This is a genomic window from Natronospira sp., assembly GCF_007134575.1.
Classification (GTDB): Bacteria; Pseudomonadota; Gammaproteobacteria; order Natronospirales; family Natronospiraceae; genus Natronospira; species Natronospira elongata.
Window position 1 is genome coordinate 1 of sequence record NZ_SLKM01000041.1, and the last position, 3,493, is coordinate 3,493.

At 43.6% G+C, this 3,493-nt stretch carries 5 protein-coding genes and 1 pseudogene; all 6 read right to left on the reverse strand.

The window, feature by feature from the left end:
- Positions 1-652, reverse strand: a pseudogene (locus ACJWXQ_RS01550) (hypothetical protein); the annotation flags it as partial.
- A gap of 52 nt (positions 653-704) precedes the next feature.
- Positions 705-1,085 (reverse strand): 50S ribosomal protein L7/L12, encoded by a 381-nt coding sequence (gene rplL, locus ACJWXQ_RS01555; RefSeq protein WP_406672011.1) that lies wholly within the window; start codon positions 1,083-1,085, stop codon positions 705-707.
- 47 nt (positions 1,086-1,132) lie between these two features.
- Positions 1,133-1,657, reverse strand: a complete 525-nt coding sequence (gene rplJ / locus ACJWXQ_RS01560) for a 50S ribosomal protein L10 (RefSeq protein WP_406672012.1) — start codon at positions 1,655-1,657, stop codon at positions 1,133-1,135.
- 35 nt (positions 1,658-1,692) lie between these two features.
- A complete protein-coding gene (rplA, locus tag ACJWXQ_RS01565; protein WP_406672013.1) occupies positions 1,693-2,388 on the reverse strand; it encodes a 50S ribosomal protein L1 in 696 nt (231 codons plus the stop codon).
- A gap of 48 nt (positions 2,389-2,436) precedes the next feature.
- Positions 2,437-2,880: a 50S ribosomal protein L11 gene (gene rplK / locus ACJWXQ_RS01570; RefSeq protein WP_406672014.1), complete on the reverse strand. Its 444-nt coding sequence runs from the start codon at positions 2,878-2,880 to the stop codon at positions 2,437-2,439.
- Between the two features lie 97 nt (positions 2,881-2,977).
- Positions 2,978-3,493: transcription termination/antitermination protein NusG (gene nusG / locus ACJWXQ_RS01575; protein ID WP_406672015.1), on the reverse strand; the 516-nt coding region annotated here is incomplete at its 5' end.

Below are 3,493 nucleotides of genomic sequence, written 5' to 3' on the forward strand. Positions count from 1 at the left end.
CGATATAGGCATACATCACGCTGTTAATATCGGTTGCGAACTCTATCCATGAACCTTTAAAAGGGATGATACGGGCGCTGTAGAGCTGCGTACCATTGGCGTGAACGCTTGTTCCGAAGAAAACGCCGGGTGATCGGTGCAGCTGCGATACGACAACTCTTTCGGCTCCATTGATAAGAAAGGTCCCACGTGGCGTCATGTATGGAATCATGCCCAGGTAAACATCCTGAATAATGGTTTCAAAGTCCTCGTGTTCGGGATCTGTACAATACAGCTTGAGCTTGGCCTTAAGCGGCACGCTGTAGGTAAGCCCCCTTTCGATACATTCCGAAATTGAATACTTGGGAGGGTCAATGAAATAGTCAAGAAACTCCAGCACGAAATTGTTCCTGGCATCTGATATTGGGAAGTTTTCGCTGAACACCTTAAACAAGCCTTCGTTTTTTCTGTTTTCAGGTGTGGTTTCCAACTGGAAAAAGTCCTGAAAGGACTTTATTTGTATTTCGAGAAAATCAGGATAGTCGAAATGCTTTGTAACGGTGCCGAAGCTAATTCTCTCTGCGGTGTTTTGTTTTGTTACCAAGGTTCGAAGGTTTGAAGTTACTAAAAAGAAAAAACAAAAATACCGGCAATAAAGACCAGACTTCCACATCGAATAAAAAATTCGGCAGAAGTCTGTTCTTTAGTGCTTTGCACAATCAGGTTTACTTTATCTCAACCTCTGCCCCGGCTTCGTCGAGTTGTTTTTTCAGCGACTCAGCTTCATCTTTGGTAACTCCTTCCTTAATCGCTTTGGGTGCTGCGTCAACCAGTTCTTTTGATTCTTTCAGGCCGAGGCTTGTAAGTTCTTTCACGAGTTTAACGACAGCCAGTTTTGATGGGCCGGCGGCTTTCAGTATGACATCAAACTGGGTTTGTTCTTCAGCAGCTTCGCCGCCGGCGTCACCGCCTGCAGCAGCAACGGCTACGGGAGCAGCAGCTGCGGGTTCGATACCATATTCTTCTTTCAAAATTGTTGCCAACTCATTAACCTCCTTCACTGTAAGGTTAACTAATTGTTCTGCAAAAGCTTTTAAATCTGCCATTTTTTTATTGTTTTAATTGGGTTTTACTTGTTTAATTCTTCTTCATACTAGCTTTCGTCTCTTTCAGAAAGCGTTTTTACCACTCCGGCAATGGTATTGCCACCCGATTGCAGGGCAGAAATAACATTTTGGGCAGGTGATTGCAATAATCCAATAAGATCTCCGATAAGTTCTTCTTTTGATTTGATCTTTGTGAGTGCGTCAAGTTGATCGTCGCCAATAAAAACAGCCTGATCAATAAAGGCAGCTTTTAAACTGGGCTTTTCTGCTTTTTTACGAAATTCCTTGATCAATTTAGCAGGTACATTACCAGTATCTGACAACATCACAGAGGTAGGTCCTACCAAGGCTGCATAAAGAGGTTCAAAGTTTTTCTCGCTTCTCTCCATTGCTTTCTTCAGCAAGGTGTTTTTTACAACTTGCATCGAGACATTTCGTCTGAAGCACAAACGCCTCAAACCGTTGATAGTTTCTACATTCAAACCAGAAGTATCGGCCAGATAAATGACATCACTGTTTTTCAGTTTTTCTGCCAGCGATTCAATAATCTGATATTTTTCTTCTTTTCTCATAAATCGTAACACTTTAAAGCTGTAAAGCTTTTCGTTTATAATGTTGCTGATTTGGTTTCAACCTGTATGCCTGGGCTCATGGTACTAGACATATAAATGCTCTTTACATATGTTCCCTTTGCAGCAGCAGGTTTTAAACGCAGGATAGTCTGGATGAGTTCTTTGGCATTTTCCACAATCTTTTCTTTCTCAAAAGAGACTTTCCCGATTGCTGCATGGATAATACCAAATTTATCCACCTTAAAGTCTATTTTACCGGCTTTAATGTCAGTTACGGCTTTACCGATATCCATCGTCACAGTGCCGGCTTTAGGGTTGGGCATCAGTCCGCGAGGCCCGAGGATGCGCCCGAGGGCACCAACCTTTGGCATCACGTTGGGTGTGGTGATAACCACATCTACGTCTGTCCAACCGCCTTTGATCTTCTCTACATATTCATCCAGGCCAACGTAATCAGCTCCGGCTTCTTTTGCTTCATCTTCCTTTTCGGGACCGCAAAGCACCAGTACTCTTACGGTTTTACCTGTTCCATGCGGTAATGTCACCACGCCCCTTACCATTTGGTTGGCTTTTCGGGGGTCAACACCAAGGCGGATATCCAGGTCAACGGAGGAATCAAACTTGGTATAGGTTATTTTTTTGACGACATCTGCGGCTTCAGATAAAGTGTAAACAGCGTTCCGGTCAAACTTTGCCAAAGCTTCTTTAGTATTTTTCGTTAATTTCGCCATTTTTTGATTGCGTTAAGCTTTAATAATACATAGCCATGCTCTTGTGCTTTATGCACTGGCAGGGCGTTCCCCTTTGATACGTATTCCCATACTGCGCGCTGTCCCGGCCACCATATTCATGGCTGACTCAACGGTAAAGCAGTTCAGGTCTGGCATCTTCTCTTCAGCGATTACCCGTACCTTGTCCCATGTAATGGTTGCTACTTTTGCTCTGTTGGGTTCGGCTGAGCCTGATTTAAGCTTGGCAGCTTCGAGCAGCTGCACGGCAACAGGCGGGGTTTTGATAATGAAATTAAAGGACTTGTCCTTAAACACAGTAATAATGACGGGAATCACCTTCCCTGCCTTATCTTGAGTACGGGCATTGAACTGCTTACAAAACTCCATTATATTTACCCCTTTGGCACCTAATGCAGGGCCTACGGGTGGAGATGGATTTGCAGCACCACCTTTAATTTGCAGCTTAATTATTCCACTAACTTCTTTTGCCATTGTTCATTGTTTTTCAAATAAGGGGATCAGAATTTTTCAGCAAGTCAAGAAATAATCCGGTCATAGGATTTTGCAATTTTTGCTTCCGCGTGCCGGATCACTCTTTCTCTACCTGCATAAAACTTAATTCCAAAGGTGTTTTACGACCAAAGATCTTCACCATCACTTTCAACTTCTTCTTTTCTTCATTGATCTCTTCAATTACACCTGAGAAACTGTTGAACGGACCATCTGTAACTTTGACGGTCTCCCCAACGATATAGGGGACGTTTAACTCTTCATCTTTGCCCGACAATTCGTCAACTTTTCCAAGGATCCGTTGCACCTCTGCGGGACGCAAGGGTACTGCCTCACCTCCAGAGCCCAGGAAGTTCAGCACACCCGGCACATTCCTTATGATATGCGGAATCTCTCCCGTCAAAACAGCTTCTATCAGTACGTATCCGGGAAAGTAGTTGCGTTCTGTGCTAATCTTCTTTCCTTTACGAACCTGATAGACCTTTTCTGTTGGGATAAGTACCTGTGATACATAATCTTCTAATCCCAGCCTGGCGATCTCATTTTCAATGTATTGCTTAACTTTCTTCTCACCGCCACTGACTGCCCTGACTAC